The organism is Vibrio sp. 2130-1 (assembly GCF_033339515.1).
Genome location: NZ_JAWOUT010000215.1, coordinates 1 through 747 on the forward strand (window position 1 = coordinate 1; position 747 = coordinate 747).

General features: G+C 44.4%; 1 protein-coding gene. It reads left to right on the plus strand.

Annotated elements, in window-relative coordinates; genetic code table 11:
* Nucleotides 1-747 (plus strand): heme biosynthesis HemY N-terminal domain-containing protein (locus R7Q09_RS25275; protein ID WP_318143837.1); only part of this gene is annotated, 747 nt, incomplete at both ends.

Sequence of the window (747 nt, forward strand, 5' to 3'; positions counted from 1 at the left end):
TTCGTTATCGCTACGCTAGCTGGTCTTTTCCTCCTTGAATACCTGATTAAAAAATTGGTTTACGCGAGCTCAAGCACTTGGAACTACTTCAGCGTACGTAAAATGCGTCGTTCTCGTCGCTACACCAATGAAGGCATTATCAAGCTCCTTGAAGGTGATTGGAAAGGTGCTGAAAAGAAAGTCACTCGTTGGGCAAATCACCACGATATGCCACTACTGTGCTATCTCGTTGCTTCTGAAGCTGCTCAAGGTCAAGGTGATAAAGCAAAACGCGATCATTATCTTGCATTAGCTAGCCAACAGGAGAATGCTCATCTCGCTGTCGAACTGACTCGAGCCAAGCAATTTATTCGTGATAATGAGTTCGAAGCCGCTTTCGATACCCTGCAATCGCTAAAAGGCCAATACCCAAATAACTCGATTGTCTTGAACTTACTCAAAACAACTTACATGCAGCTTAAATTGTGGCAGCCGCTGATTGACCTAATGCCACAACTGGCGAAAGCAAAGCTAGTAACGGAAGAAGAGCAAGCAGAACTGATTCAGAAAGCACAATGTGGTTTACTGCATGAAGTTGCGCAACAACAAGGTAGCGAAGGGCTAATTTCTCATTGGAACAGTCTGGCTCGTAAAGTGAAGCAAGACACGCATCTTGTTGCTTGTTTTGAACGTGAGCTTATCGCTCGTAAAGCCGATACCGAAGCCTTTACCGTATTAAAAGAAGCACTGAAAAAGCAGCCTGAACCA